This window comes from Elusimicrobiota bacterium (assembly GCA_016182905.1).
Taxonomy (GTDB): domain Bacteria; phylum Elusimicrobiota; class Elusimicrobia; order UBA1565; family UBA9628; genus GWA2-66-18.
Window position 1 is genome coordinate 88,183 of sequence record JACPFR010000021.1, and the last position, 25,239, is coordinate 113,421.

Below are 25,239 nucleotides of genomic sequence, written 5' to 3' on the forward strand. Positions count from 1 at the left end.
TACCGTGACGGAAAGGAAAAAGGGCCCCCGCCTCTCGGCGGGGGCCCTCCGTCGGACGGCGGAGCGTCTACTGCTGCGCGGCCGGCGCCGCGGCCTGCTCGGCGATCATGGCCTTCGCGCCCTCGATGGCCTTGTCCACGTCCGCGGCCCGGTGCTTCGGATGCGAGGCCTTGAACTTCTCGAGCGCCTTGAGGCCGTCCTCGGCCTTGCCGCCGGCGACCTGGTCGACGGCGGCCTCGAGCTCAAGGTCGTAGGCCATCTCCTTCTTGACCTTGGCGCTCTTCGCGTCGCCCATCAGGCCGGGCTCGTTCGGGTCGGCGATGTTCTTCTTGCCCTGGCCCGCGCCGCGGACGGCGGCCACGCCCCGGGCGCCCCGACCCCTCTTGCGCTCCCCGCCGACGGCCGACTCGGCGAGGGTGCTCTTGAGGTTCTTGAAGAAGTCCGCCCAGCCCGACTTGGCGGGCGCCGGCGCGGCCTTCTCGTCGGCGCGCGCGGGGATCACGAGCATCGCGGCGATGACGGCGGTGATGATCGTCTTCATGTCGTCCTCCTTAGATCAGCTTCCCTTGATGAGACTGTCCACGGCCGGCTTGTAGGCCGGGGCGAGAGCCACGGCCTTCTCGCCCATCGCCTTCGCCTTGTCCGCCTTGTTCAGGCGCAGCGAGGTCTTGACGAGGTTGAGCCAGATCGTCGGATCGTTCGGCTCGGCGTCCGCCGCCTGCGTGAAGCGCCGCTCCGCCTCGACGTTGTCGCCCTCGAGGAAGGCCACGCTGCCGAGGTTGTTGAGCGCCGCCGCGTTCGCCGGATCGAGCGCGAGCACCTTGTTGAACTCCGTCAGCGCCGCCTCGCGGTTGCCGAACTGGTACTCGATGATCCCGAGCTGGAGCTGGGCGTCGACGTCCTTGCCGTTGCGGCGGATGTCCTCCTCGTACAGCTTCTTGAGGAACGCGTAGCGGTCCTTGGCGAGAACGTTGACCTGGTCGTCGTAGCGGCGCTCGAGCCCGGAGGACTCCGGGAACTTCGGGGAGAAGTCGGTCGGCGGCATCGTCACCGGCTCGTACGTGCCCCAGGCCGCGTGCAGGGAGTAGACCTTCACCCGGCCCTTCTCCGCCTCGGTCTTGTACGCGTACGCGGCCTTGGAGACCGCGTCGATGAACGGCTTGCCGATATAGGTGACCTCGACCGGGACCCACATCGTGCCCTCGTGCTCGACGAGCAGGTCGGCGGGCATGCCCGCCTCCGCGGCGTCCTCGGCCTCGGCGTCGAACATCATCGTCATGTGGCCGGGGTAGTCGAGGACGGCCACGCGGACCTCGCTGTCCTCGAGCATGGCCCCGTACAGGGACGTCAGGTCGGAGCACTGCCCGGCCTTGCTGCGCAGGGTCTCGCGCGGGAACTGCGTGTAGTCCACCGGGAAGTTCGGGTCGTCGTGGGCGGTCTCGAACGGGTTCGCCGCGTTCGCGACGAACTTGATCCCGAACTCCGACAGGGCGTTCCACAGGCGCATCGCCTTGACGACGGGCTCGTTGAGCGCGGCCGCCTTGCGGTTCTTGAACTCGAGGGTGGAGACGCCGCGCACGAAGTCGCGCACCGGCGGGTCCTTGCGCGTCACGAAGTTCGCGATGCGCTGCGGGTCCTGCCAGGTGATCGCGTTGCGCGAGTACAGGCGCAGGGGCTTCGTGATCGACACCGTCTGCTGCTTGCCGCTCTCGAAGTACGTCATCGTGAACTCCGCCTGGATCGGCGTGTCCTCGCTGACGTCGAGCACCTTGTTGTTGAGCGTCGCGATCAGGGGAATCTCGACGGTCTGCTTCGGCTCGAGCTTCTTGATCTCGGTGTCGAAGCCGAAGTCCATGTAGTCCTTGAGCTTGAAGGTCAGCTTGACGTTCTGGAAGGCCACGTTCACGTTGTTCGTGAGCACGGCCGAGCCCATCGGGTTGCGCAGGTACCACTTGTAGTTCGCCGCGAAGATGTCGCCGAGGGTGATCGTCGAGATCTCGACGGGCGACCGGTTGAAGGAACCCGCGACGAACACCTCGACGGGACGGCCGGCCGGGCCCACGTCCGAGGTCTTGGACTTGGTCGCGACGCGGTACCAGTACTTCTCGTACGGGGTGACCTCCGAGTCCTCGAATTTCTCGGCCTTGGTCTCCCCCGCCCGCGCCCACGGGCCGAACGCCCCGGTCGAACGCGTGACGACGTAGCCGCCCGTCCACGGGTCGGCGACGGGCTCCCAGGAGATCGAGACGATTCCGTCCCTGGTCGACGTGGAGAGCGCCGCGGGCGCGGTGAGCATCGGGTGCAGGTCGTAGCTGACGAGGCGGCTCTTGCCCTTGTCGGCGATGACGAGCTTGTCGCCCTGGACGGAGACGGCGATCGGCTCGAGCAGCTCGCGCTCCTGCTTGCCGCCCGCGAAGAAGTCGGCGAGCCACTTGCCGTCCTTGGTGTGGACGCTGACGCGGCGCAGCGCCGAGTCGAGAGTGTAGAGGTAGTTCTGGCCGTCGAAGGCGATCGAGACGGGCGACTTGAACTCGCCGGGCCCGTCGCCGTCCTCGCCCCAGGAGTTGATGTAGGCGCCGGACGGCTCGCACTTGAAGACGCGCTTGAGGCCCTTGTCCACGAAGTAGATGAAGCCGGCCTTGTCCCAGGCGACCGCGACCGGCTCGAGCAGCATGTAGGATCCGACCTTCGGTCCGAAGCCGAACAGGAAGACGCCCTCGGGGCTGAAGGCGTCGATGCGCTGGTTGCCGGTGTCGGCCACGTACACGACGCCCTCGCCGTTGATCGCCACGCCGTTGGGGTTCTTCATGCGGCCCTCGCGGCGCTTGCTGTCGAAGAAGCCCTGGGCCTCGCCGACGTTGGACTTCCATTTCCCGTCGAGAGCGAACTGCTGGAGGCGGTGGTTGGGGTTGTCCGTGACGTAGAGGCCCTCGACCTTCGCCGACTTCACGGCGGCCATGCCGCCGACGCCGCGGGTGACCTCGCCGCCCTTGCCCTTCGAGACGCCGAAGCGCTGCTTCTCCTTGCCCTTCTCGTCGATGAGGACGAACTGCATCTCCTTCGGCAGCCAGGCGTACAGGTCGTCGCCGTACGGCGCGAGGATCGAGGCCGAGTAGGGCCAGGTCCGGGAAGGTCCGGACACCGACATCTTGGTCTGCAGATTGACCGGCAGCGGCTTGACCTTCAGCTTGTTGGTCAGCTCCACGCGGTGGATGCGGTTGTTGCCGGTGTCGAGCACGATCAGGATCCCGTCGGGCGTGATCGCGATGCCCTCGGCCTTGCGCATCTGGCCGACGCCGGAGCCGAGGGAGCCGAACTTGCCCATGATGAAGCCCTCGCCGGACTGCTCGATGACCTTGCCGTTCTTGCCGTCGACGACGTACAGGAAGCCGTACTGGTCCGCCGTGAAGTCGTTGCCGAGGAGCGCGTACTCCTTGACGAACTTCGCGGAGGAGTCGAACTTCTGCACGCGCTCGTTGTTGCGGTCGAGGACGAAGACATTGTCGGAGGGGTCCACCGCGATGCGCGTCGGGTTGTTGAGCAGACCCGGCTCCTTCCCATAGCGCCCAAAAAGGAAAAGCAGGATGCCCTCCTCGGTGAAGACCTGCACGCGGTTGTTGCCCGTGTCGGAGACGTAGATGCGCCCGTCGGCGCCGACGGCCACGGACTCCGGGTTCTTGAGCTTGCCCGGCTCGGACCCTTTCTCCCCGAACGCGTAGACGAAGTTGCCGTCCCGGTCGAATATCTCGACGCGGCTGTTGCCGGTGTCGGCGACGTAGACGCTGCCCTTCGGCCCGACCGCGACGCCGCGCGGCCCGCTGAAGGCGCCCTGCTGGCTGCCGGAGCGGCCGACGGTCTTGATCAGCTTGCCCGCCAGGTCGTAGAGGAAAAGGGAGTTCTTCTTCTCGTCGACGACGTAGAGGCGGTCGGCCGAGGCCGCCGCCGCGACGGGCTTGGCCATCTCGTCGCCCTTGATGGGCTCGAGGAAGCGGATCGTGTCGTAGGCGCGCGCGGGGGCGGACAGCAGCAGCGCGAGAGCGAGAAGCGGGATGCTGTTCATGCTTTGACGGCCTCCTTGATGAGCTTGTTGACGAGGGCTGGGTTCGCCTTCCCCTTGGAGAGCTTCATGACGCCGCCGACGATCGAGCCGATGGCGGCGTCCTTGCCCCCCTTCAGGTCGGCGGCGGCCTTGGGATTGGCCGCGAGCGCCTGAAGCACCCACTCCATGACCTGCTTGTCGTCGGACACTTGAGAAAGACCGAGCTCGTCCACGAGCGCCTTCGGCCCCTTGCCGGTCTCCCACATCTTCGCGAACACGTCCTTGGCCCCCTTGGAGGACAAGGTCCCGCCGGCGACGAGGCCGGCCAGCTCGCCCAGGTGCGCGGCCGCGACCGGCGACTGCGGCGCGGCCTTGCCTTCGGCGTTGAGGCGGCCGAGCATCTCGGTGGTCAATAGGTTGGACACGGTTTTAGCGGACCCGGAGGGAGCGGCCGCGACGGCCTTCTCGAAGTACTCGGAGAGGACCCTGTCGCCCGTCAGAACCTCGGCGTCGTACGAGGATAGCCCCAATTGCCCGGTAAAGCGAGCCCTTTTTTTCGCGGGAAGCTCGGGTAATTCCGACCGCAGTTTTTCGACCCATTTCGGGTCCGCGACGAGGGGCACGAGGTCGGGGTCGGGGAAATAGCGGTAGTCGTGAGCGTCTTCCTTCGTGCGCATCGAGCGCCCGGCCTGCAGGGCGGCGTCCCAGAGGCGGGTCTCCTGGACGATCTTCCCCCCGCTCTCGATGACCGACACCTGGCGCCGGAACTCGGCGTCGATCGCGTCCTTCACGTTCTTGAACGAGTTGAGGTTCTTCGTCTCCGTGCGGGTGCCGAACTCCTTCTGCCCGACGGGGCGCACGGACACGTTCGCGTCGCAGCGCATCTCGCCTTTCTCCATGTCGCAGCGCGAGGAGCCCGTGAACTGGATGACCTCCTTGAGGGCGGTCAGGTAGGCGTAGGCCTCCTCCGAGGTGCGCATGTCGGGCTCGCTGACGATCTCGATGAGGGGCACGCCCGAGCGGTTGAGGTCCACGAGCGAGCCGTCGAGCTTGGAGCCGGCCAGGTCGTGGACGAGCTTGCCCGCGTCCTCCTCGAGGTGGATGCGGGTGATGCCGATCGTCTTGACCGCGCCGCCGACCGTGATCGCGAGCTTCCCGTGCTGGGAGAAGGGCTGGTCGTACTGGGAGATCTGGTAGGCCTTCGGCAGGTCGGGGTAGAAGTAGTTCTTGCGGGCGAAGATGGACTGCGGCGCCAGCTCGCACTCGAGCGCCATGGCCGCCTGAAAGGCAAGCTCGACCGCGCGCCGGTTGAGGACGGGCAGGACGCCCGGCTGGGCGGTGCACAGGGGGCAGACGCGGCTGTTCGGCGCCTGGCCGAAGCCGTCGGTGCCGCAGCCGCAGAACAGCTTGGTCTTCGTGGCCAGCTGGCAGTGGACTTCGAGTCCGATGATCAGTTCGTATTCTTTCACGCGGTTCCCATTGTGAGTGGATTATCCCAAAATTGCCAGGCCGGAGCGGTCCCGGACCATGGGACTACGGTCACGAAGCTATTAGACGAAATTCATCCATTCGAGCGAATATTGGTCTTTGCGCCGCCGTTCATCGCCTATTTCTCGGGGTTCTCATATCGGATCGTGCTCAAATCGGGGATGCCAAGCCAGATCTGGTCAAAAGTCAGCGTCCCGCGCACCTCGAAATCGCCAGGTGTGTACAGGATAACTTCCATACCCTCTTTCAGCTTGGAGCGATGTCTTTCGATATCTTTACGAGACCCCACAGTGCTGAGCCGCACGCGGCCCTGTTCATCTTGGCTGTTGAAGTCGGCGTATATTCGGATCATCTTATATCGAAATCTGTCGATCATTCTAAGCTGGAATTGACACCAGCCTTGGGACTACAGTCACGCTCGATCCTCAACGGATGCCTAAGATTTCCGTTTCTGGGCGCGCGCTCTTTTGGGAGACCGCGGAGGTGTTACGTACTTCGATTCGACACGGATGTCATTAAATTTACTTCCCAGCACAGTGTCGACATCCGAGCTGACATCCAAAACAAGCAACCCATTTGGGTCAATTTCGACGATTGAATACGCTTTATATAGGCACACTTTGAAAGCGAGCCGGCTTTCAGCCGGGAGAGTCTGAACCCACTCCGGAATTTTCGCCAACACAACTCTGTCGCCAATTTTGTATTTCATGATTTCCCGCAATCGCAACGACAGTGTCTGGGGTAGCATCCTCGCGGCGTCGATTGAGTCGCGTTTCTCTTCGCTTCACGGCATGCGGATTCTTCGGAACTACTCCCCCCACGGCCATACACCCTTTCGGGACACTTTGTTTTTCCTATCACCTGCACATTGCAGATTGCTTTGCATTGCCATTTGCCAGAGGTAATTACTGGTGAATCGGGTTCGGGAATCCCTTCACCATGTGACTCCGGCTCTAAAATGCTCGCCTTGGAATCCTGGTCGTACTGTTTCAATCCTCTTTGTATCTCGGAGATTTTCCCTTCGGCGACGGTGCCGATGGCCCACCCAATCTCGAACGTCTGCTTGACCGTGATCACCACTATGGCCGCGCCGACGACGGTGGCCGCGGTACCCGAAAGGGTGAAGGTCGCAATCACGCGCAAGACCTTGCCGTTCCCGCCGAGCTTAAAAATTCCTCCAGCCCGTACCGCGTTCGCGATCCGCGCCGTCCTCGCGGCCGCCATCGACGCGGCGATAGCCTCTTCGGCCTCGGCAGCCGCGGTCGCCGCCGTCGTGGTCTTCGCGATCGTCACGGTGTCCGAGGCCGTGATCAGGCCGTTATCTTGGCTCGTCACGGACGGGGCCGGAGCGGATTCGTCCTCCTTCGGCTCCGCGGGCTCCTCCGGATCCCTCTGTTCGGGATCGTAATGGTCCAATTCGTCGTGGCTCCGCTGGGACACATTGCGGACCTTCTCGACCTTGGTCTCGTCATTCGATACCTGCATGACGAGGGGCGCGAGACCGCTCTCGTCGGTGATTACCGTCACCGTTTGCGTGGACAGATTCCCGTCCCATTCGAACGTAAACTTCACCGAGTGTCCGGACAACGGGACCTTGCCGCCCTTACAAGAAACCGCGACCGCCACCTCGAACGGCTCCACGCCCGCCTTCTTAGGGGCGCCGATCTTCATTAGCTCGCAGGTCGGCTTCGGCGGCGGCGGCGGGGGCGGGGGAGACGTGGATTCTGTTTTGGGGGCCGGAGCGGCCTTGGCGATCGCCGGAGCCTTGGGGGTCGATACCCCGTTCTTCTTGAACAGCTTCCCGATCCCCCGGAAAAGCGCGGGAATGCCTTTGAGGATAAGGACCGCGCCCAACTCTCCAAGGGCCTTGCCCAACTCCGCGCTGCCGTTGTCCGCGTAACTCCCTGAATAGGACGACCCCGAAGAACTCCCCCCGCCGCAATTTTGCACGCACACGCCCCTGGGCACCGACGGTGGAGGCGGAAGGTTCGGGATATTCCACGCGCCAAGTCCGGCCTCGGTCAGAGGGCTGGAGAGCGCGCGGGTCAGGATGGCGGCGGTACCGGCGTCCTCGATGACTTCGGGAGTCGTGGCCGATGATAACGAGGACGCGGGATCATCGAGCCAGCGGACGAGGATGGGCGCCGGGATGGCGACGGGCCAGCGGCCTTCTTCCGTATCGGCGGGTCGCTGCACGAGAAGGCCCGCGACCTCCCCCGCCTCGTTGAGAACGGGGCCGCCGCTCAACTCGGGCGAAATGGCGGCGTCGGTCTGGAAACTCGCTTCCCCGATCTTGGTCACGAGACCGGAGGTCTTCGTCCACAGACCCGAGACCGAGGTGTGCCCGACGGCGGCGACAAGATCGTCTTTCGCGGGAGTCTCGCCCGATAGGGCGAGCGCGGGCCGGGCAAGGTCCTCGGCATAGGAGAGCACGGCCACGCCGAGCTCGGGATGGCGGCGAACGACCGTTGCCGTAAGGGATAGCGGCTTCGCGTTCCCCGCATAGGCGAAAAGATAGGGATGGTCGGTGTCGGCGACGACGGCGGCGTCAGTGACGAGCACTGCGCCGCTCTTCGTCCTTAATAGGGTGGCGGCGGCGCGCTGATCCTTCCACACGACGACGAACACGGATTCCTCCGGATTATGGGAGACGGCACGGCCCGCCGAGATGAGCGTCGCGTCCTTCGCGCGGTGAGCGGCGGCGAGGCCCTCAAAGGCCGCGGCACGGGAGCAGTAGAGCTTGGAGCGGGCGGCGCCGACGGCTTTGTCGGAGGCGAGCGCCATGGTCAGCTTCCGGACCCTGGCGCGAAGCTTCTCGTAATCAGCGCCGGTCAACTTCGCCTGGGACGAGGCCTGATCGAGGGCCTGTTCCGCGGATTTCCCCTCCGCTTGGGGACCGAGCAGCGCCACGAGCCACGGCGACGCTTCGCCTTTCTCGTTTTGGAATAGGCCGTCGCGGGCGGCCAGGAGTTTGCGGCGGGCGGCGAGAGGATCGCAGGGCGGTTCGGGAAAGCGTTGGGCCCAGGTGTAGTCGGTAACGGCGAGCGTGCGATAGATCACGTCGAGGCTCGAGCCGCGGTTCTCGAAGAACGGCCTGAGTTCGGGAGACATTCGCGGCTTGAGCCGCTCAAGCGCTTCCTTGACCTGCGCCTCGTTGCGGAATCCCTCGAAGCCGTCGGTCAAAACCGAAAGGTCGGCCTGGAGGGCGGCCAATCCCTTTTCGTCGGCGGGGCCGTCGTTCGGGGCCTCGACGGCCCGAGCGTCCGGGGCCAACACATAAGTCGAGAGCAGGTACCAAAGAGGGTCGGTCGTGGTCTCGGCACGAACGGGGATGGCGACAGCAAGAAGAAGCGCGAGCGCCGCCCTGGCTCTTTTCACGGCCGGCTGGAGCGCTTCTTCAGGATCTTCAAATCACTCGGGTACGAGAGGATTTTGGCCGCTTTGGCGGGCGAAACCCACTTCGTCTTCATGATCTCGACTTCGTCCGGACGCCCGGTCTTCTCGACCGGCTCCATCCGGTACCAGCGCACCTTCTTCGCCACGGGACGCCCGTTGCGGTTGAAGCGATAGCGGACGAGGGCCAGCGGCCCGACGCTGCGGCACTTCCAGCCCGTCTCTTCCTCGACCTCGCGCAAGGCGGCCTTGAGCGGAGTCTCCTTCTTCTCGAGATGGCCTTTCGGGAAGGTCCACACGACCTTCCCCTCGAGATTGGCCACCTTCACGAGCAGGACCTTCCCGTTCCTCTCGACGATCCCGCCGGCCGCGTACTCCTTGGCTTCCTTCATCCCTTCAAAACCGCGAACGGCTTGACGGCCTCGAGGGCCTTCGCCGCGGAGAGAAGCTTCTTTTCCTGGAAAACGTCGCCGATGAGCTGGAGCCCGATCGGCAGGCCTTTCGACGAGAGCCCGCACGGGACCGAGACGCTGGCGTTGCCGGCCATGTTCGACGGGATGGTGAAGATGTCCGACAGGTACATCGCGATCGGGTCGTTCGTCTTCTCGCCGAAGCGGAAGGGCGGCGTCGGCGTCGTGGGACCGGCGATGAGGTCCACCTGCTTGAACGCCTCCTTGAAATCGTTGGCCATCAAGGTGCGCACCTTCTGGGCCTTCGCGTAGTAGGCGTCGTAGTAGCCGGAGGAGAGCGCGTAGGTGCCGAGCATGATGCGGCGCTTGACCTCGGAGCCGAAGCCGGCGCCGCGGGTCATCTCGTAGACCTCCTGCAAGCTGGTCGCGCCCTTGTCGATGAAGCCGTAGCGGATGCCGTCGAAGCGCGCGAGGTTCGAGGACGCCTCGGACGGGGCGATGATGTAGTAGGCCGCGACCGCGTACTTCGTGTGCGGAAGGCTGACCTCCTTGATCTCGGCGCCGAGGGACTCCAGCGCAGCGACGGCGGCGCGCACCGACTTCTCGATCTCGGGGTCGAGGCCCTCGATGAGGTACTCCTTGGGCAGGCCGACGCGAAGGCCCTTCAGGTCCTTGGGCGCGGGCGACGGCGCGGCGGGCGCGTTGGGCGCGGAGGTCGTGTCCTTCGGGTCGTGGCCGCCGATCACGGACAGCGCGAGCTCCGCGTCGCCGACGGTGCGGGCGAAGGGGCCGATCTGATCGAGGGAGGAGGCGAAGGCGACGAGGCCGAAGCGCGAGACGAGGCCGTAGGTGGGCTTGAGCCCCACGACGCCGCAGAACGCCGCGGGCTGACGGATCGAGCCGCCGGTGTCGGAGCCCAGCGAGAAGGCGCACATCCGCGCCGCCGCGGCCGCCGCGGACCCGCCCGAGGAGCCGCCGGGGACGCAGGCGTGATCCCACGGGTTCGCGGTCTTCTGGAAGGCCGAGTTCTCGGTGGACGAGCCCATGGCGAACTCGTCGAGATTCGTCTTACCGACGATCACCGCGTCCGCGTGCAGCAGCCGTTCGGTGACCGTCGCGTCGTAAGCGGCGATGTGACCCTTCAATATCTTCGATGCGCACGTGGTCTCGACGCCCTTGAGCTGGATGTTGTCCTTCAACGCCACGGGGACTCCCGCCAGGACGCCGAGCTTCTCCCCCTTCTTGCGCTTCAGGTCGACGGCGCGCGCCTGCTCGAGCGCCCGGTCCTTCGTCACCGCGAGGAACGCCTTGATCGAGCCGTCGAGCTTGGAGATGCGCTCGAAGTGCGCGGCGGCGACGGCCTCGGCCGAGACCTCCCCGCCGCGGACGGCGTCGGAGATCTGGGCGGCTGTTTTTTCAGTGATATCCATTTTTTCGATTACTTATCGATGAACAACGACTCTTCTTCGCCGTTGTGACGCTCTTCGGCCGTCCCTTTGCGCGGGCGGCGGGCGGGCGGCGGGTCGGCCTTTTCCGGCTTGGCGGCAGGAAGATCGTCGAGGTCGGACTCCGGCGCCTTGATCCTTTTGGGCGCGACATCCTTGCCCGACTTCTCGATGCTCACGGCGGGGCCGTCGTCGCCGAAGGACGGGGCGTCGCGGTCCTCGGCCCGGGGACGGCGAGGCGCGGCCTTCTCCGGAGCGGGGGCCGCGGGCTCAGGCTCGGGCTCGGGTTCGGGCGCGGCGTCGGATTCGATGGCGGCGATGGCGGCGGTGATCTTGTCGCGGCGCTGCGGGTCGAGCTCGAGGGCCTTGCGCAGGTCGGCGACGGCGCCGGGCTTGTCGCCGAGCAAGGCGCGGGTCTGGCCGCGGTTGGAGTAGGCGAGGCCTTTGCGCGGGTTGAGGGCGATCACCTTGGTCAGGTCGGCGACGGCGCCGCGGTAGTCGCCGAGGAGAAAGCGCACGTTCGAGCGCAGGTAGAAGGAATCCTCGTGCTCCTCGTTCGTCTCGAGGAACGCGGAGAATTCGGCGTCGGCGCCGCGGTAATCCTTGAGCTCGCGCAGGGCCTTGCCCCGGTAGTAGCGGGCCCAGGCGAACCTCGGGTTGATCTCGAGGATGGCGCCGTAGTCGTCGGCGGCGCCGCGGTAATCGCGCAGGCGGTCCTTGACGGAGCCGCGCATCAGCAGGGCGGCCGCGGAGCCGGGGTCGCGCTTGAGCGCGGCGTTGAGGGCGGCCAGGGCCTCGCGGGACTTGCCGAGTGCCGACAAAGTGCTGCCCTCGCCGAGCGGGCCCTCGACCGAGCGGCCGTCGGCGGCGGAAGAGGCGCGGAAGTCGGACAGCGCGCCGGCGTAGTCCTTGAGCACGAGCCGGGCCTTGCCGCGCGCGGCGTGGGACTGCGCGTCGTTGGGCTTGAGCTTCGCCGCGAGCTTGGCGTCCTCGGCCGCCCCGGAGAGGTCGCCGAGCGTCCAGCGGCACGAGGCGCGGAAGCCCGCCGCCGTCTTCCAGCCCGGCACGGACTCGAGCGTCTCGTCGAAGCGCGCGGAGGCCTCGGCGAGGTCGAGCTTGTGGTAAAGGCGGTTGGCCGCCGACAGGGCGCGCTTGGCCTTCGCGTCGGGCGAGGCGGCCGAAACGAGACCGGGGACGACGAGGATGACGGCCGCCAGCAGGGCCTTCATTCGATCACCTTCCGCACCTTGAAGTAGGGGCCGTCGCGCTCCGGCGCGTTGGCGAGAAGCGTCTCCGTGTCCTCGAACGGCGACGGCGCGTCGTCGCGCATCACGTTGACGGCGCCGAGGACCGAGGTCGTGGGCGCCACGCCGCCGGTGTCGGCCTTGGAGAGCTCCGCCATCGAGTCGAGGATCTTCGACAGCTGGCCGCCGTACAGCGCGACTTCGGCGTCGGTCAGGCGCAGGCGCGCGAGCTTGGCGATCTTCCTCACTTCGTCGTCGGACACGCTCATTTAAGCGGGCTCCAGAGGCGCGTAGCGGGTGAGCAGCTTGGCCACGCGTCCGTCGTCGAATCGCACGGTCACCTTCATCGTGTCGCCGGCGCCGGAGATCTCGGCGACGATCCCGCGCCCGAACTGCGGGTGCTTCACGCGCTGGCCGTTCTTGAAGCCGGCGGCGCGCGCGGACGTCGGCGCCGCCGCAGCGGGACGGACAAACGCCGGAGCGCCCCCGGGGGCTGCTTCGCGGGCCGCCGAACCGAACAATTTCGCCTCGATGATGAAGCGCGAGGGCAGGCTCGCGTAGACCTGGCCGAACAGGCGGCGCGTGGCGGCGTAGGTCATGTACAGGCGCTCGCGCGCCCGAGTGATGCCGACGTAGCACAGCCGGCGCTCTTCTTCCAGGTCTTCCGGGGTCGCGTTGCCGCCACCGATCGGGAACAGCCCCTCCTCGAGCCCGGTCAGGAACACGACGGGGTACTCGAGCCCCTTGGCGAGGTGGATCGTCATCAAGGTCACCGCGGGCGTGTTCTCGTCGTAGTCGTCGAGGCCGGTCTGCAGGGCGACCTCCTCGAGGTAGGTGGCCAAGGTGCTGGTCCGGCCGGCCTGCTTCTCCTTGTCGTCGTACTCCTTGACGGCGTTGAGGAGCTCCTGGAGGTTGGCCAGGCGCCCCGCGGCCTCGGGGTCGGTGTCCATCTCGGACTCGATCCAGGCCCAGTAGCCGGTCGCCTCGAAGATGAGCGCCATGGCGCCGCCGGCGGGCAGCTTCTCCGTCGTCTCGCGCAGCTTCTCGAGGGTCTGCGTGAAGTCGCTGAAGGCGGAGTGGGCCTTCGCGCCGAGGCCGTCGATCTGGCCGTGAGCCCAGAATGCGTCCCAGAGAGAGAGATTGTGCGCGGCGGCGTAGTTCTCGGCGAGCTCGAGGCTCTTCGCGCCGAGGCCGCGCGGCGGGCAGTTGACGACCCGGTCGAGGGACACCGAATCGCGCTTGTTGACCACGATGCGCGCGTAGGCCATCGCGTCCTTGATCTCCTTGCGCTCGTAGAAGCGCATCGCGCCGACGATCTTGTAGGGCATGCGCGCGCGGCGCATCGCCTCCTCGAAGGAGCGCGACTGGGCGTTCGTGCGGTAGAACACGGCGACTTCCTTGAGAGAGCGCCCCGCCGAGACCTCGTCCTGGATCCGGCGCACGACGTAGGTCGCCTCCTCGTGCTCGTTGGGCAGCTCCTGCACGCGGACCTCGTCGCCGGCAGGCGCCTGCGTCCACAGTTTCTTCGGCTTGCGCGTTTTATTATGGTGGATGACGAGCGCTGCGGCGTCCAGGATGCGGCTCGTCGATCGGTAGTTCTGCTCGAGCGTGACGACCATCGTGTTCGGGAAATCCCGCTCGAACTCGAGGATGTTCCGGATGTTGGCGCCGCGCCAGGAGTAGATGGACTGGTCGTCGTCGCCGACGACGCAGACGTTCTTGTGCTTCGCCGCGAGGGTTTTGGTGAGGATGTACTGGGCGTGGTTGGTGTCCTGGTACTCGTCGACCAGAAGATGAGTGAAGTGCTCCTGCCACTTGGCCCGGACCTCGGGGTGGTCGCGCAGCAGCTGGCAGGTCTTGAGCAGCAGGTCGCCGAAGTCGAGCGCCCCCGCCTTGCTGAGCTTGTTCTCGTAGACCTTGTAGATCTTCGCCGCCGTCTGCCGACTCTGATCGATCGAGGACATCGCGTGGATCTCGTAGGAGCCCGCGTCGAGCAGGTCGTCCTTGGCGCGCGAGATGATGTTGACGAACAGGCCCGCCTTCGACTTCTGGTCCTCGAGGCCGAGCTCCTTCATCGACTCGGTCACGAGCTTCTTCTGGTCGCCCTGGTCGTAGATCGTGAAGTGACGCGGCAGTCCCAGCTCCTGGTGATGCATGCGCACCAGCTTCGCGCAGAAGGAGTGGAAGGTGAAGGCCCAGACGAGCGCGCCCTTGCCGGGCGCCAGCTCCTCGAGGCGCTTGCGCATCTCGCCGGCCGCCTTGTTCGTGAAGGTGACGGCGAGGATGCGGTCCGGGGGCGTGCCCGTCTCGATCAGGCGCGCGATGCGGTAGGTGATGACGCGGGTCTTGCCCGTGCCCGCGCCGGCGAGCACGAGCAAGGCGCCGTCCAGGTGCGTCGCCCCGGCCCTTTGCTCAGGGTTGAGCTTGTCGAGATCGACGCCCATGGGTACGCTCAATGAGAGCCGACGGCCTCCCGCTTCGGGGCGTACAGCATGTTGCAGTAATCCTTGACCATGCGGTCGGCCCCGTACTCGGAGGCGACCGAGCGGATGGACTCCTTCATGACCTTGACCCAGCCGCGGGGGATGCCGTGCTCGTCGCGGTCATAGTACAGGGGCACGATCTTCTCCTCGAGCGTGCGGTAGATGTCCTCGGCGTCGGCCTTGTCGGCCTCGGGCCCGGCGCCGCGGCCGCCGGCCTGGCCGATGGGCCAGCCGTTGCCGTTGTTGAAGCCCTCTTCCCACCAGCCGTCGAGCACCGAGAAGTTGGGCACGCCGTTGGCCCCGGCCTTCTCTCCGGAGGTGCCGCAGGCCTCGAGGGGCGCCAGCGGGTTGTTGAGCCACATGTCGACGCCCTGGACCAGGTAGCGGGCGACGTGCATGTCGTAGTCCTCGATGAAGGCGATGCGGCCGCCGAACTCGGGGTTCTTGGCCAGTTGATAGACCTGCTGGATCAGCGCCTTGCCGCCGTCGTCGGCCGGGTGAGCCTTGCCGGCGAACACGAGCTGGACGGGACGCCACGGGTCGAACAGCATCTTCTTGAGGCGCGGCAGGTCGCTCAGGATCAAGGTCGCGCGCTTATAGCTCGCGAAGCGCCGGGCGAAGCCGATGACGAGCGCGGGATGGTCGAGCAGCGCGCCGCTGGCCAGCACCTGGGCCGGGTCGTGCTTCTCCTTCATCCAGCGGGCTCGCGCCCTCGCGCGGGCCAACTGCAGCAGAGCGCTCTTGTTGCGGTTGTGCTGGAGCCAGAGCACCTCGTCGGGGATCGACGCGACCTTGGACCAGACCGCCTGGTCGTCCTGGCGCACGCGCCAGTCGGCTCCGAGGTAGCGGTCGTAGAGCTCGCCGAGCTCCTGGTTGACCCAGGTCGGCAGGTGCACGCCGTTGGTGACGTGCGCGATCGGGACCTCGTTCTCCGGCAGGGAGGGCCACAGGATCTTCCACATCTCGCGGGAGACCTGTCCGTGGCGGCGGCTGACGGCGTTGCGCCGTCCCGCGATCTTCAGCGACAGCGCGGTCATGTTCCAGCCGGTGTGGCCGGGGACGCGCGCGAAGTCCATGAAGCGCTCGCGGTCCACGCCGAGCTGGGGCCAATACGACGAGAAGTACTCCGCGATCATCTCCTCGGCGAACACGTCGTGGCCGGCCTCGACGGGGGTGTGCGTCGTGAACACGGCGTTCTCGCCGACCTGGCGCAGGGCCTCGTCGAGGGAGGTCCCGCCGGCGACCTTCTCCCGGGCGAGCTCGAGGAACAAGAAAGAGGAATGGCCCTCGTTGGCGTGGAACACCGCCGGGTGCACGCCGAGCGCGCGCAGCACGCGCACGCCGCCGATGCCCAGGATGATCTCCTGGCGCAGGCGCATCGTCCGGTCGCCGCCGTACAGGCGGCCGGAGATCTCGCGGTCGAGCGGCGAGTTGCCGTCGACGTTGGTGTCCATCAGGAACAGGGGCACGCGGCCGACCTGCACCTTCCACACGGCGACCTTGATGGTCCCGCGGCCAAGGGGAATATCGAGCAGCATGCGCCCGCCCGAGGGGCCGAACACGGGGCGGACCGGGGAGACGTCCCAGTTGACCGACTCATACACGTTCTGCTGCCAGCCGTCGGAGGACATCTTCTGGACGACGTAGCCTTCGGGGTACATGAAGCCGACGCCGACGAGGGGCACGCCCAGGTCCGAGGCGGACTTGCAGTGGTCGCCGGCGAGGATGCCGAGGCCGCCGGAGTAGATCTTCAGCGAGTTGTGGACGCCGAACTCGGCCGAGAAATAGCCGATGTTCTTGCCCTTCATCTCGGGGTGGTTCTTGGCGAACCAGGTCTGGTCCGTGGTCATGTAGCGGTCGAAGGCGGCGATGACCGCGTCGAGGCGGGACAGGAACCCGGGATCAGCCGCCAGCTGCTCCAAGCGGGTCGGGGGGACGCTGCGCATCAGGGAGACGGGGTTATGGTGCGTCTCCGCCCAAAGAGTGAGGTCGATCTCTTTGAACAGGGCGCGGGCTTCGGGGTGCCAGCTCCACCAGAGGTTGTACGCCAGGTCCTTGAGGCGGGAGAGCCGGGGAGGGAGCTGCCAGTCGTTGTAGGAGTCGGTGATAACCATAACAAGGATTCTACACTTTATCGACGGGGCGTCCAAGGCCTTGACGCCGCCCGCGGGGACGACTATCCTGTCGTCGTGCTCCCCTTCGCTTTGGCCCTGCTGCTCGCCTCCCCCGCCCCTGCCCAGGACGCGGAGGCCGGCCTGCGCGCCCAGCAGGCCCGGGAGCTGGTGGACGCCCTGCCGGCCGAGGCGCGCGTGGAGCTCAAGAAGATGTACCGCCGCTACCGGGACGTCGTCGCCCGCAAGCTCGAGGCGGGCTGGCGCACGGGGGTGCTGAGCGAGGCCGTCATCGAGGACGTCGACGAGCCCTTCCAGCCCGCCCGCCTCGTGGAAGGCATGATCGCGCTGCGCAAGAAGGAGATCGCCGGCCTCCAGGAGTCGCTGGCCGCCCTCGCCGGGGACGACCCCTACAAGGACAAGCGCCTGCGCTCCGCCCTCGAGGCCAAGCGGGACGAGCTCTCCCGCCTCGTCTCCAAGAACAAGCGGGAGAAAGGCCTGTGCCGGGACTGGTCGGACCTGATCTGGTCGGAGTTGACGGCCATGGACCTCGAGCATTGGGGCGCCCGGGACGAGCGCCGCGCGACCCGGCCGTACCACACCGCCGCCGTCGTCTGCTCCCCGTCGGACTCGCCCGCGGTCTGCCTCGCCTTCGACCCCTGGGAGGACGGGCGCCCGAACGTGTACGCCTACGGGGCCTGGGACGAGTCGGCGCCCGGAGGCCGCTTCCCGGCCGAGTACTTCCTCCACGGCCTGCCGGACCGGGTCGAGAGGAAGCCGTGACCGCCACCGCGCTGCCCCTCCTCGCCCGCCTGGGAGAGGCCGCCAGCTTCCCCCAAGCCGTGCGCCATTACGAGACCGACCCCTGGAGCTACCTGCGCCGCAAGCTGCAGGAGTGCGCGGGGCCGCTGCGCGAGTACAAGCGGACCCTCTACGAGGAAGCCTGCGCCCGCCTCTACGCGGATATGCGCGACTCCTTCCTCAAGCCGGGCGCGCTGCTGGACCACAAGGAGACCTTCGAGAAGCTCCTGGCGCCCGGCGATTACGCCGACCTCTCGTTCAACCTCGAGCCCGGCGCCGAGCCGGCGGCCCGCCGCGAGGCGGTCAAGCAGGTCCTGTCCCAGGCGGCGATCAGGACGCTCTTCGAGACCGAGGCCCTTCCCCCCGAGCGCCGGGGCAAGCCGTGGCAGGCCCTGGTCGCCGAGGCCGGCAGCCGGCTGGAGCTCGACTCGCTCAAGGAGCTGCTCGACCGCGCCCCCCGGACCGAGCGGCGCCGCGCGTACATCGTCCGCCGCGCGCGGCGCAACCTCGCCGAGTTCCTCACGGTCACGCGGGGCGAGGCCGGGATGCGCGACGAGATCACCTTGTTCGTCCTGACCCGGGTCGAGGCCGCGATCGCGGCCATGCTGCGCTTCCTGAACGCCCCTTAGAGCCTAATCGACGGCGTACGGCGAGCGGGCCTTGCAGACAAGGGCGTCGACGAGGCCCGACGCGGCCATCACGCCCATCTTCTTGCGGGTCTCGAGCGTCGCCGAGGCCAGGTGCGGCGCCAGCACCGCGTTCCGGCAGGACGCGAGGCCGGGCGCCGTCTTCGGCTCCCGTTCGTACACGTCGAGCCCCGCGCCGCGGATCCGGCCCGACTTCAGCGCGCGCACCAGCGCATCCTCGTCGACGATCGGGCCGCGGGCCGCGTTGATGAGGTACGCGGACCTCTTCATCAGGCGGAACGCCTTATCGTCGAGGAGATGCCGCGTGCTCTCGTCGAGGACGGTGTGGACCGAGACGAAATCGGACTCGCGCAGCAGCTCCTTGATCGGGACGAACTTCGCGCCGAGCGCCTTCTCCGCCTCCGGCGCGGCGCGGCGCGTGTCGTAGTAGAGCACGCGCATGGAGAAGCCCCCCGCCCGCTTGGCCACGGCCTGCCCGATGCGCCCGAAGCCGATCACGCCCAAGGTCTTGCCGAACACGTCGGTACCGAGGAGCATCAGCGGGTCCCAGCCCTTGAACCGGCCGCCGCGCACGCAGGCGTCGCCCTCGACGACGCGGCGCGCCGCGGCCATCAGGAGCGCCCAGGTGAAGTCCGCCGTGGACTCGGTCAGCACGCCGGGAGTGTTGGTCACGGCGACGCCGCGGGCCTTGCAGGCGGGCACGTCGATGTGGTCGTAGCCGACGGAGAACGTCGACACCGCCCTCAGCTTCGGCCCGGCCGCGAGCAGCTCCGCGTCGATCCGGTCGGTGAGCAGGCACAGCAGGCCGTCCTTGTCCCTCACGCTCTTGAGCAGGCGCCCGCGCGGGATCGCCGTCCCATGGTCGTAGTGCTCGACGTCGAAATGCTTCCTCAGGAGGTCGAGGCACTCGCGGGGGACGCGGCGCGTGACGAGGACTTTGGGTTTGGCCATTCCGTTGATTATAGCTTAGACCGGGCTTTTCACGGTTTTTCCCCGGGTAACGGAATGAATAACTCCGCATGGACGACGGATGAACCGTTTCCCTCGACGGGGAAGTGCTAAAATCTCCTCATGTCCTTGCGGATAGGCGGCCTCGAGCTCGCCTCGAATATCATCCAATCCCCCCTCGCCGCCTGCTCCGACCTCCCGTTCCGGCTGATCGCGCGCGAGAAGGGGCTGGGCTTCTGCTACCTGGAGATGGTCTCGGCCCAGTCGCTGACGCGCGAGAACGCCAAGACGCGGCGCATGCTCGACACCACGCCCGAGGACAAGCCGCTCGGCGCGCAGCTTCTCGGCTGCGATCCGGGGATGATGGCCGAAGCCGCGTCGATACTCGAGGAGATGGGCTTCGACCTCATCGACATGAACCTCGGCTGCCCGGTCAAGAAGGTCGTCGGCAACGGCGAGGGCTCCGCGCTGCTGACGAACCCGGCCGGCGCCGAAAAGGTGTTCCGCGCCGTGCGCGGCGCGGTCAAGATCCCGGTCACGATGAAGACCCGCAAGGGCTTCAAGGACCCCTCCGGCGACGAGGCCGTCGAGCTCGCCAAGCGCGCCGAGGGCGCCGGCCTCTGCGCCGTCACCGTCCACGGCCGCACCCAGGCCCAGGGCTACGCCGGCAAGTCGGACTGGGAGGCCATCGGCAAGGTCAAGCGCGCCGTGAAGATCCCCGTCATCGGCAACGGCGACGTGCTGACGCCCGAGGACGCCCGGCGCCTGCTGGAGGTCTCCGGCTGCGACGGCATCATGATCGGCCGCGGCGGCATCGGCAACCCCTGGATCTACCGCAACCTCGACGACGTGATGAACGGCCGCCGGGAGTCGGCCTACGTGCCGGGCGTGCCGGAAAGGAAGGAGACCTTGCTCAAGCATTTCGCGCTCCAGCGTCGGCTCCTCGGCGACCGGCAGGCCGCGCTGAACATGCGCCGCATCACGGTCTGGTATTCGCAGGGCCTGCCGCACAACAAGGTCATGCGCGTCGGCGTCTGCTCGACGATGGACTGCGACGAGATCGCCCGCCTGATCTCGGAGTTCTTCGACCGGCTCCCGGCGGACGCTCCGCCCCCGACGGTGCCGCTGCTTCTCGCCGAGTAGCGTCTAGAGGTTCGGCGCGGCGGCGAAGAGCTCCTCGGGGGTGTCGCCCATCTTGTAGCGCGTCTCGAGCCAGACCCGGCGGGCGATGTAGGCGAGCGGCCCGATCGAGTGGACGTGGCGGGCGGCGGGGCGCAGGCGCTCGGGCAGCAGCGCGATGCGGCCGCGCGCGGCCAGGCGCCGGGAGAACTCCAGGTCCTCGAGGACCGGGAACGCGGGGAAGCCGCCGACGGCCTTATAGATCTCCGGCGTCGTGCACAGGCCGTGGTCGGAGGAGGCCAGGCCCGAGCGCACGCGCGCGTTGGACCACATCGACAGGAGGGAGAGGCCCATCCCCGCCCCGTAGGAGACGGAGAACGCCGTGGCGGCCAGGCCGCCCGTCGGAGTGGCCAGCCAGAAATGCTCGAGCGCCTGCTGCCAACTCCCCGGCGGCTGGGCGTCGGCGCGCAGGAAGAAGAGCAGGTCGCCCGTCGCCTTCTCCGCGCCCGCGTGCCACTGCGCGCCGCGGTTCGGCTTGTCGAGCTCGAGGACCTCGTCGGCCCACTCGCGCGCGGCGGCCACCGTGCCGTCGTCGGAGCCGCCGTCGACGACGATGACCTCCATCGGGCTGGTGTGGGAGATCTGGCGCAGGCGCTTGAGCGAGGAGCCGATCTGCGGGCCCTCGTTGTAGGCCGCGACGATGACGGAGAACTTCATTCGGCGTCCAGCGGACGGAAGGCGAGGCCGGTCGCGATCTTCGGGAAGAAGTAGGTGGATTTCTGGGGCAGGAGGCCGACGGCCTTGGCGGCGCGCCGCACCTGCGCCACGGAGAACGGCTTGACGAGCACCGCGGCGCCGCCGATCGCCTTCGCCTTCTTGGCGGCGAGCGCGGCGTCGGGGGTGTAGCTCATCTCGTCGGGCTTGACGCCCGCGAGGAGCCGGGAGCCGAGCCACTCGACCGCGAGTCCGCTGCGGCAGCCGTACGGCTTCGGCTCGCCGAAATGGAAGCCGTCCTCGACGAGGCCGAACGCGTACGGGTTCCGGGACGCGGCGACGAGCTTCTCGAGCTCCTTCAAGTTCCGGGCTCTTTTAAGGGAAGAGAGGGCGGCGGCGCGCTCGAGCAGGCTCTTCTTGGCGATCCGGTGGGTGGGCAGGACGACCAGCCCCGCGTCCTCGTCGGGCACCAGGTAGGTCAGCACCGCGTCGGTGCCCGGGCCCCTCGTCCTCGCGTGGTGGTCGCGGCTCACGGAGTAGCGATGATGGCCGTCGGCGATGAGGATGGGGCGCGGCGCCAGCGCCTTGCGGATCGCGGAAACGATCTTCGGCTCGTCGACGACCCACAGCTTGTAGTCGACGCCCGCGTGCGAGCGGCCCGCCGCGTCGGGGCGGCCCTTCATGCCGGCGCGGATCGACCGGCGCGCGGCGCCGGAGGGATCGGCGAAGACGCCGAAGATCGGGGAGATGTTGACGCCGACGGCGTCGAGCATCTTAAGACGATCGACCTTCGGTTTGGCCAAGGTGCGCTCGTGCGGGATGATCGCCTTCGCGGCTTTCGGGGTCGCGCCAAGGGCGGCAAGGATCCCTCGCCGCGTATATTTCCGGCCGTTGAGCGCGTAGCGCTCTTCGATGGCGTAGAACGCGGCCTTCGGGTCCCTGGAGAGGGTCCCATCCACGGTCCACCGGCGCCAAAGAGCCGCCGCCCGGCCGTACTTCGCGGGCGGCTCACCCTGCGGCAATTCCAGATGTACGGCATTCGCCGTACGCCGCCGCAAAGCGGCGGCAAGCTCCGGTCCTATCACATCGTACGGAGGACACAGCGCGGAGTCCAGCGAAGGGGCGGAATAACGAACTCCTCGAAAAGGTCGGACATCAGCCATGAATCATCATCCCGTTTACACGCGCTCATTGTCAAGCCGCTCCGAGGACGGTAGAATGACGGTTCCCATGAGAGTCCTCGTCTACGGCGGCAGCTTCGATCCTCCGCATCTCGGCCATGCCGCGCTCCTTCTCGCCGCCGCGAAAAAAATAAATCCGGATCGGATCGTCGTCGTTCCCGCCTTCAAGGCTCCTTTGAAGGACGCGCCGCAGGCAAGCTCCAAAGACCGTCTCGTCATGGCCCGTCTGGGCATCCTCGATCCGCTGCCGTTGAAATATCGCCGCGTCTGCCGTATCGACGCGCGCGAAGCGCGCGCGCGCCGTCAGGTCTTCACCGTCGAGACGCTCGGCGCGCTCAAAGACGCCGAGCTCCATTTCCTCTGCGGCCAGGACTCCGCCGCTTCTTTCCCTAGGTGGAAAAACCCCTCCCGCCTGAAGTCGTTGGCGACGTGGTGGTACGGCGCCCGACCCGGCGCCGAGGACCGTCCTCCCGCGCACTTCCGTCAGGTCCCTGGAAGGTTCCCCTCCATTTCTTCGTCGGAGATCCGCTCCCGTCTGGCCCTCGACCAGGACTGCTCGCAGGATCTCCTCCCCGCCGTCCGATCGTACATCGAGAAACGGAATTTGTACGGCAAAAGGATGGCGACTCGACTCAGAACGACCCTGTCCCCCAGCCGTTACGCCCACACCCTCAACGTCGCCTCCTTGGCCGAAGCCCTGGCCCGGCGCTGGGGAGCCGACCCCGTCAAAGCTCGATCGGCCGGACTCCTCCACGACGCCGGACGGAGATATCCCCCGCACGAATTGGCGCGCTACGCGCGCCAACGGCGTCTGGCGGTCCCTGAACGGGCCATCATCCTTGACCTGGCACCGATGCTATTGCACGCTTACGTTTCGGCCGACTTGGCGCGGCGCGAATTCGGCGTGACCGACCCCGAGACCCTGAACGCCATTCGCCGCCACACCCTCGGCGACCGCCGCCTGGGCCTTCTCGACAAGATCCTCTACGTCGCCGACGCCTGTGCGATCGACCGCACCCACGCGACCTCGGCCGCGACCCGGTCCCTCGCCTTCGACGACCTCGACGCGGCCCTCAAGCGCTGCATCGCGGAGAAGATCGCCCACGCCGTCTCGCGCGAAGCCTGGCTCCACCCGCTCACCGTCGACCTATGGAACTCCCTCGCGCTGCCCTGAACGCCCAGAGAGCCCTCGCCCTCGTCCTGCTCGCCGCCGTCCTCGGCGTCGCGGCGGTCGAGAGCCGCTCGCCCTTCGCCGCGCGGCTCCGGGCCGACGCCCCCTGGCCGTTCTGGCTCGCCGTCCGCGAGCCGGGGCGGACCTCCCCGCCGGCCCTGCATCTCGGGGTCTTCCACCCCGTCCGCGGCGTGCTCGTGCTGATCCACGTGCCGGAAGCGACCCGGCTGCAGGGCAAGCTCACCGCCGCCCGCGCCTACCTGGACGCGCTGCGCGCCACCGGCGACGCGGCGGCGGCGGCGCGCGCCGTCGAGGACCTGGCGCAGATCCGGTTCTCCGAGCTGTCGCTCGAGCCCGTCCGGTGGGACGGGGCCGGCCGCCTGAGCCTGGAGCTCGCGCCCGGCGACGAGGAGGAGGAGCCCGCCGTCGCCGCCGCCCGCGCCCTCAAGGCCCGCGGGCGCTCGCCGCGCGCCCTGTGGCCGCTGGCGCGCCGGGCCCTGGACGGCCTCCTGAAGGGGGACAAGGCCGCGGCCGACGCCCTTCTCCTGACCCTCGAGCTTCGCCGCGTCCCGCTCGAGAGGCTGCAGCCCGCCTCGCTCCCGGACGACGCCGCCGCCCCCGGCTTCCTGGCCCGCGCCTTCGCCTCCCGGCTCGAGCCGCGCGACGAGGAGAAGACGGTCGTCGTCGAGGTGCTCAACGGCACCGACGTGCCGGGCCTGGCGGCTCAGGCGGCTAAAGTTCTAAGATTAAGCGAGATGGACGCGATGGTCATGGGACAGACCCCGCGTCCGCGTTCTCGGACGGTCGTCTATGACCGGATCGGCGATTTTGAGCGCGCCGCGCGGGTTCGCGCGGCGCTCGGCTGTCCGACGGCGATCGCGGCGACCCGCATCGACCCGCTGCGCGGGGTCGATGCCAGCGTCGAGCTCGGCGGAGACTGCAGTTACTAGGAGAGACCATGGAACTCGTCGAAGTGCTGAAAACCGCCGTGCAGATGGGCTCCAGCGACATCCACCTCGTCATCGGCAAGCCGCCGCTGATGCGCGTCAACGGCGAGATGGCCGAGATCCCGGGCTTCACGAAGATCACCGCCGACGAGTCCAAGCGCCTCATTTACTCTATTTTGTACGAGGAGCAGCGCGCCAAGTTCGAGGAGACCTGGGAGCTCGACTGCTCCTTCGCGGTGACCGGGCTCTCCCGCTTCCGCGTCAACGTGTTCCTGCAGAAGAACGGCGTCGAGGCCGTCATGCGCGTCATCAGCTCCAAGATCCCGACCGCCGAGCAGCTGCGCCTGCCCAAGTCCATCACCGACCTCGCCGACCTCCCGCGCGGCCTCGTGCTCGTCACCGGCCCCACGGGCTCGGGGAAGTCGACGACGCTGGCCGTGATCATGGAGATGATCAACAACAAGTACTCCGACAACATCCTGACGGTGGAAGACCCCATCGAGTTCGTCTATGAGTCGAAAAAGTCGGTGTTCCGCCAGCGCGAGATCGGCCAGAACACGAAGTCCTTCGGCGCCGCGCTGAAGTCGGCCCTGCGCCAGGACCCCGACGTCATCCTCATCGGCGAGCTCCGCGACCTCGAGACGATGCAGCTCGCGATCACCGCCGCCGAGACGGGCCACCTGTGCTTCGGCACGCTCCACACGCAGGACGCCCCGTCGACGATCGACCGCATCATCGACGTGTTCCCGCCGCACCAGCAGGCCCAGATCCGCGTCCAGCTCGCCGTCGTGCTCGCGGCCGTCGTCTGCCAGCAGCTGGTGGCGAAGAAGGACGGCGAGGGCCGCGTCGCCGCGCGCGAGATCATGATCATGACGCCCGCGATCTCCAACATGATCCGCGAGGGCAAGACGCACATGATCTACGGCGCGCTCGACACCGGGGCCAAGCACGGCATGATCCCGATGGACAAGTCTCTCGCCGAGCTGGTGCGCACCGGCCTCGTCGCCCCCGACGAGGCCCTCCAGCGCGCCAACAACCAGGACACGTTCAAGCAGCTCGCCGGCATCACGGGCCGCTCCGGCGCGTCGCTGATGTAAG

20 protein-coding genes are annotated in these 25,239 nt (G+C 67.5%); 6 read left to right on the plus strand and 14 right to left on the minus strand.

The annotated features are described in order from the left end of the window. Nucleotides 1-67 precede the first annotated feature (67 nt). The 11 genes from HYV14_08590 to glgP form a co-directional block, all read right to left on the minus strand. On the minus strand, nucleotides 68-541 hold the full coding sequence (locus HYV14_08590; GenBank protein MBI2386058.1) for a hypothetical protein: 474 nt from the start codon (nucleotides 539-541) through the stop codon (nucleotides 68-70). Between the two features lie 15 nt (nucleotides 542-556). Beyond that, a complete protein-coding gene (locus HYV14_08595; GenBank protein MBI2386059.1) occupies nucleotides 557-4,060 on the minus strand; it encodes a tetratricopeptide repeat protein in 3,504 nt (1,167 codons plus the stop codon). Then, the gene (gene gatB, locus HYV14_08600; protein ID MBI2386060.1) at nucleotides 4,057-5,508 is read right to left on the minus strand and encodes an Asp-tRNA(Asn)/Glu-tRNA(Gln) amidotransferase subunit GatB; all 1,452 of its coding nucleotides are present in this window, start codon (nucleotides 5,506-5,508) and stop codon (nucleotides 4,057-4,059) included. Before gatB ends, HYV14_08595 begins: the two co-directional genes overlap by 4 nt. A 137-nt stretch (nucleotides 5,509-5,645) precedes the next feature. Beyond that, on the minus strand, nucleotides 5,646-5,879 hold the full coding sequence (locus HYV14_08605) for a hypothetical protein (protein MBI2386061.1): 234 nt from the start codon (nucleotides 5,877-5,879) through the stop codon (nucleotides 5,646-5,648). 353 nt (nucleotides 5,880-6,232) lie between these two features. After that, nucleotides 6,233-8,905: a trypsin-like peptidase domain-containing protein gene (locus HYV14_08610; GenBank protein ID MBI2386062.1), complete on the minus strand. Its 2,673-nt coding sequence runs from the start codon at nucleotides 8,903-8,905 to the stop codon at nucleotides 6,233-6,235. After that, a complete protein-coding gene (locus HYV14_08615) occupies nucleotides 8,902-9,312 on the minus strand; it encodes an NUDIX domain-containing protein (protein ID MBI2386063.1) in 411 nt (136 codons plus the stop codon). Before HYV14_08615 ends, HYV14_08610 begins: the two co-directional genes overlap by 4 nt. Then, nucleotides 9,309-10,760, minus strand: coding sequence for an Asp-tRNA(Asn)/Glu-tRNA(Gln) amidotransferase subunit GatA (gene gatA / locus HYV14_08620; GenBank protein ID MBI2386064.1), 1,452 nt, complete (start codon nucleotides 10,758-10,760; stop codon nucleotides 9,309-9,311). The genes HYV14_08615 and gatA overlap by 4 nt, the downstream gene beginning before the upstream one ends. A gap of 8 nt (nucleotides 10,761-10,768) precedes the next feature. After that, nucleotides 10,769-12,004 carry a tetratricopeptide repeat protein gene (locus HYV14_08625; protein ID MBI2386065.1) on the minus strand — a complete coding sequence of 412 codons (1,236 nt, stop codon included), beginning with the start codon at nucleotides 12,002-12,004 and terminating at the stop codon, nucleotides 10,769-10,771. After that, nucleotides 12,001-12,288: an Asp-tRNA(Asn)/Glu-tRNA(Gln) amidotransferase subunit GatC gene (gene gatC, locus HYV14_08630; protein ID MBI2386066.1), complete on the minus strand. Its 288-nt coding sequence runs from the start codon at nucleotides 12,286-12,288 to the stop codon at nucleotides 12,001-12,003. The genes HYV14_08625 and gatC overlap by 4 nt, the downstream gene beginning before the upstream one ends. Next, entirely contained in the window at nucleotides 12,289-14,463 is a 2,175-nt protein-coding gene (locus HYV14_08635; protein MBI2386067.1) for a UvrD-helicase domain-containing protein, read from the minus strand. Nucleotides 14,464-14,471: 8 nt separating this feature from the next. Further along, the gene (gene glgP / locus HYV14_08640; GenBank protein ID MBI2386068.1) at nucleotides 14,472-16,616 is read right to left on the minus strand and encodes an alpha-glucan family phosphorylase; all 2,145 of its coding nucleotides are present in this window, start codon (nucleotides 16,614-16,616) and stop codon (nucleotides 14,472-14,474) included. 75 nt (nucleotides 16,617-16,691) lie between these two features. Here glgP and HYV14_08645 point away from each other — a divergent pair, with 75 nt between their 5' ends. Further along, nucleotides 16,692-17,396, plus strand: a complete 705-nt coding sequence (locus HYV14_08645) for a hypothetical protein (GenBank protein ID MBI2386069.1) — start codon at nucleotides 16,692-16,694, stop codon at nucleotides 17,394-17,396. Next, nucleotides 17,393-18,043 carry a hypothetical protein gene (locus HYV14_08650; protein MBI2386070.1) on the plus strand — a complete coding sequence of 217 codons (651 nt, stop codon included), beginning with the start codon at nucleotides 17,393-17,395 and terminating at the stop codon, nucleotides 18,041-18,043. The genes HYV14_08645 and HYV14_08650 overlap by 4 nt, the downstream gene beginning before the upstream one ends. Nucleotides 18,044-18,046: 3 nt before the next feature. On the opposite strand, the gene HYV14_08655 is transcribed toward HYV14_08650, so the two are convergent. Next, nucleotides 18,047-19,012 carry a D-glycerate dehydrogenase gene (locus HYV14_08655; protein ID MBI2386071.1) on the minus strand — a complete coding sequence of 322 codons (966 nt, stop codon included), beginning with the start codon at nucleotides 19,010-19,012 and terminating at the stop codon, nucleotides 18,047-18,049. 120 nt (nucleotides 19,013-19,132) lie between these two features. Here HYV14_08655 and dusB point away from each other — a divergent pair, with 120 nt between their 5' ends. Continuing rightward, nucleotides 19,133-20,152 (plus strand): tRNA dihydrouridine synthase DusB, encoded by a 1,020-nt coding sequence (gene dusB, locus HYV14_08660; GenBank protein ID MBI2386072.1) that lies wholly within the window; start codon nucleotides 19,133-19,135, stop codon nucleotides 20,150-20,152. A 3-nt stretch (nucleotides 20,153-20,155) separates the two neighbouring features. Here the strand turns inward: dusB and HYV14_08665 are convergent, their stop codons facing one another. Continuing rightward, on the minus strand, nucleotides 20,156-20,845 hold the full coding sequence (locus HYV14_08665; protein ID MBI2386073.1) for a glycosyltransferase: 690 nt from the start codon (nucleotides 20,843-20,845) through the stop codon (nucleotides 20,156-20,158). Next, a complete protein-coding gene (locus HYV14_08670) occupies nucleotides 20,842-22,005 on the minus strand; it encodes a DUF1015 domain-containing protein (GenBank protein MBI2386074.1) in 1,164 nt (387 codons plus the stop codon). The genes HYV14_08665 and HYV14_08670 overlap by 4 nt, the downstream gene beginning before the upstream one ends. A 67-nt stretch (nucleotides 22,006-22,072) precedes the next feature. On the opposite strand from HYV14_08670, the gene yqeK reads away from it, so the two are divergent. Genes yqeK through HYV14_08685 form a run of 3 tightly spaced genes read left to right on the plus strand, consistent with a single transcriptional unit; the run spans nucleotide 22,073 to nucleotide 25,238 of the window. Beyond that, entirely contained in the window at nucleotides 22,073-23,197 is a 1,125-nt protein-coding gene (gene yqeK, locus HYV14_08675) for a bis(5'-nucleosyl)-tetraphosphatase (symmetrical) YqeK (protein ID MBI2386075.1), read from the plus strand. After that, the gene (locus HYV14_08680) at nucleotides 23,173-24,144 is read left to right on the plus strand and encodes a LytR C-terminal domain-containing protein (protein ID MBI2386076.1); all 972 of its coding nucleotides are present in this window, start codon (nucleotides 23,173-23,175) and stop codon (nucleotides 24,142-24,144) included. The genes yqeK and HYV14_08680 overlap by 25 nt, the downstream gene beginning before the upstream one ends. 8 nt (nucleotides 24,145-24,152) lie before the next feature. After that, the gene (locus HYV14_08685) at nucleotides 24,153-25,238 is read left to right on the plus strand and encodes a type IV pilus twitching motility protein PilT (GenBank protein MBI2386077.1); all 1,086 of its coding nucleotides are present in this window, start codon (nucleotides 24,153-24,155) and stop codon (nucleotides 25,236-25,238) included. Nucleotide 25,239: the final 1 nt, after the last annotated feature.

Bases quoted from the DNA above. Each gene is read 5' to 3' on its own strand.
- HYV14_08590 (MBI2386058.1), bottom strand. From the start codon at position 541: ATGAAGACGATCATCACCGCCGTCATCGCCGCGATGCTCGTGATCCCC.
- HYV14_08595 (MBI2386059.1), bottom strand. From the start codon at position 4,060: ATGAACAGCATCCCGCTTCTCGCTCTCGCGCTGCTGCTGTCCGCCCCC.
- HYV14_08605 (MBI2386061.1), bottom strand. From the start codon at position 5,879: ATGATCCGAATATACGCCGACTTCAACAGCCAAGATGAACAGGGCCGC.
- HYV14_08615 (MBI2386063.1), bottom strand. From the start codon at position 9,312: ATGAAGGAAGCCAAGGAGTACGCGGCCGGCGGGATCGTCGAGAGGAAC.
- gatA (MBI2386064.1), bottom strand. From the start codon at position 10,760: ATGGATATCACTGAAAAAACAGCCGCCCAGATCTCCGACGCCGTCCGC.
- HYV14_08625 (MBI2386065.1), bottom strand. From the start codon at position 12,004: ATGAAGGCCCTGCTGGCGGCCGTCATCCTCGTCGTCCCCGGTCTCGTT.
- gatC (MBI2386066.1), bottom strand. From the start codon at position 12,288: ATGAGCGTGTCCGACGACGAAGTGAGGAAGATCGCCAAGCTCGCGCGC.
- HYV14_08635 (MBI2386067.1), bottom strand. From the start codon at position 14,463: ATGGGCGTCGATCTCGACAAGCTCAACCCTGAGCAAAGGGCCGGGGCG.
- glgP (MBI2386068.1), bottom strand. From the start codon at position 16,616: ATGGTTATCACCGACTCCTACAACGACTGGCAGCTCCCTCCCCGGCTC.
- HYV14_08655 (MBI2386071.1), bottom strand. From the start codon at position 19,012: ATGGCCAAACCCAAAGTCCTCGTCACGCGCCGCGTCCCCCGCGAGTGC.
- dusB (MBI2386072.1), top strand. From the start codon at position 19,133: ATGTCCTTGCGGATAGGCGGCCTCGAGCTCGCCTCGAATATCATCCAA.
- HYV14_08665 (MBI2386073.1), bottom strand. From the start codon at position 20,845: ATGAAGTTCTCCGTCATCGTCGCGGCCTACAACGAGGGCCCGCAGATC.
- HYV14_08670 (MBI2386074.1), bottom strand. From the start codon at position 22,005: ATGGCTGATGTCCGACCTTTTCGAGGAGTTCGTTATTCCGCCCCTTCG.
- yqeK (MBI2386075.1), top strand. From the start codon at position 22,073: ATGAGAGTCCTCGTCTACGGCGGCAGCTTCGATCCTCCGCATCTCGGC.
- HYV14_08680 (MBI2386076.1), top strand. From the start codon at position 23,173: ATGGAACTCCCTCGCGCTGCCCTGAACGCCCAGAGAGCCCTCGCCCTC.
- HYV14_08685 (MBI2386077.1), top strand. From the start codon at position 24,153: ATGGAACTCGTCGAAGTGCTGAAAACCGCCGTGCAGATGGGCTCCAGC.